Raw genomic sequence first — 1,998 nt, 5'->3', positions numbered from 1 at the left:
AAAAACAACTACTCGTTTGATTTAATTAGCATTAAGAAGGGTATTTTATTTGAAAATACAATACTAAAAGATAGCTATTTTACTCAACATAAAAAAATTAGTAAAGAAGAATATTTTAAAGCAGTAAATAATATCAATGAAAATATTATTAATGAAATGTCAATGTCAGGATTTACTGTTGCACCTGAAAGTGTAGATAGAGTTAAAACGAATATGAAAAAAAGGAATAATCCGATAGAATTTAAATAAAAAACCACTGCCGATAATAACTAAGCTTTCGTCTTGTCCGCAGGACACGAGATGAAAGCCCGTTGAACGGAAGCTCCGGTGGCTTTTCAGCGGTATGATGGTCCTCTTATGGGGATGTCGTTTTTAGAATTTAGAGGTGCAAAGCAGTTTTTTCGGAAGGACTGCTTTTTTTGTGACGTTTGGTAGCCTTTGGAAGTGGTTTCTGCGGGGTTTTATTGGCTGTAGAGCACAGCTTCCCTTACCCGCAAAGGTTATTTCGCAGAGAAAGATTGGGTGACGAAAAGAAAGTCCTGCGGCGGACCGCGCTGCCCGAAAACGGCAATGGTCACCAGGTTTCCCTCCTTGCAGCACCGGCATTTATTGAACAGCATCTTGGGTGTGAAGCTTGATATTCCTTACTTCCATACAGCGCAGTCCGCAACCGTAGATCAGGCCGATGAGCAGTTTGTGTTTCAGGAGTTCAGCACTTTGAAGCATTCGCCAGATTTCTTCACGGCTTAAAATAGTGGGAAGTTTTTTCACTTTTGGAATCGCGGGAAGATGGAGGTAGCTGTAAGGCAAGCCTTCGGTTTTCAGCAAAAACCGCAGTCCGTAAACGGTATGTTTAAAGTACGACTGAGAAGGGGTTTTTGATCGATTTTGAAGTTCAAAAAGGTAATCTTTGATGTCTTCCGGGTCTAATTCGGTAGGGACTTTACCGAAGTGAAGCGCTAAGGCTGCAACGTGACGGGAATAATTGTCGAAGGTACGCCTGCTTCTGCCCAGGATGGAAATATTTCTTTCGAAGCGTTGCAGAAGTTCGGCAAAACCTTTAACTTCGCTCGAGGCACGGTTCAGGAATTTGTTTGTTCTTAAATCCTCAGTAGATTTTTTTTTTTAGCCATTTGATGAGTTTTTAAAAGGTTAATAAAAACAAAGTTACTAAAACGGCGAATGGGAAAAGCTACCGGAGGTTTAGTTCAACATGGGTTTTGCAAGATGCGGGGTTGAAGGAAATCTCAGAGAAATTCTAGAAAATACCCGCAAAAAACTTTTCCATTTTTTAGTTTTTTTGTAATTTTAAAAAATGGAAAAAGTTATTGCTAGCCTTCGGTCACCTCTCGAAATCTCGGTTACAATAGCCCTCACCTCGCAAAGCCCTTTTCCGTTGTGCGATATGCCATCAAAGAATTACGCATTAAACGATAAATTAAAGAAAATATGAAAATTAATATCTTGAAATTTTTATTCTTGTTCCTTGGAATAATTGGACTTTTAGCGTCTATTTTCAATATTTATATTGAAAGAACTCTAAATGGAAATGTTGCTGGACTAATTTCCGCAATCTTTTTTATAATGATTGCAATTAATATCAAAACAGTAATATCTAAATTTGGTTTAAAATGTAATTGAATTCATTGAGTTGCTCTTCCTAAACTTTTAAATTAATGAATGAATACGAATGAAAATAAATAAGTACTTAACAACTATAGCAATTATTCTTATAATTATGGGAATTTTTTCTTATGATTTGACAGATTATTCATTTGACTATAATAAAAAATCTTGGCTGAAAATTATTGTTGGGATAATTTTATTGCTGATATATTTTTACAGAGTGAAATTTCTTAAAATAAATGAAAAATTCTGAATAAAGGCACAGTCGCACAATAACTAAGCTTTCGTTTTGTCTGCAAGACAAGAAATGAATTACCAATCACCGATTCCATTAAAAAAAATAAAATAGGAGGTAAAGCCCGTTGAACGGAA

Annotated in this window: 2 protein-coding genes and 1 pseudogene; 1 reads left to right on the top strand and 2 read right to left on the bottom strand. The window is 35.9% G+C overall.

Features of this window, described 5'->3' with window-relative positions; all coding sequences use genetic code 11:
- A partial coding sequence (locus tag AP75_RS14440) for a hypothetical protein (protein WP_158212092.1) occupies window positions 1-249 on the top strand: 249 nt, incomplete at its 5' end.
- A gap of 251 nt (window positions 250-500) precedes the next feature.
- Here the strand turns inward: AP75_RS14440 and AP75_RS14960 are convergent.
- Together AP75_RS14960 and AP75_RS14955 are read right to left on the bottom strand one after the other, a co-directional pair.
- A pseudogene (locus tag AP75_RS14960) lies at window positions 501-626 on the bottom strand (IS91 family transposase); the annotation flags it as partial.
- The gene (locus tag AP75_RS14955) at window positions 607-1,044 is read right to left on the bottom strand and encodes a phage integrase N-terminal SAM-like domain-containing protein (RefSeq protein ID WP_449404352.1); all 438 of its coding nucleotides are present in this window, start codon (window positions 1,042-1,044) and stop codon (window positions 607-609) included. The pseudogene AP75_RS14960 and the gene AP75_RS14955, both read right to left, overlap by 20 nt.
- Window positions 1,045-1,998: the final 954 nt, after the last annotated feature.

It is taken from the genome of Kaistella haifensis DSM 19056 (assembly GCF_000735695.2).
GTDB classification, from domain to species: Bacteria; Bacteroidota; Bacteroidia; order Flavobacteriales; family Weeksellaceae; genus Kaistella; species Kaistella haifensis.
The sequence above is the reverse complement of the archived record's forward strand: the minus strand, read 5'-3'. Positions and strand labels throughout refer to the sequence as shown.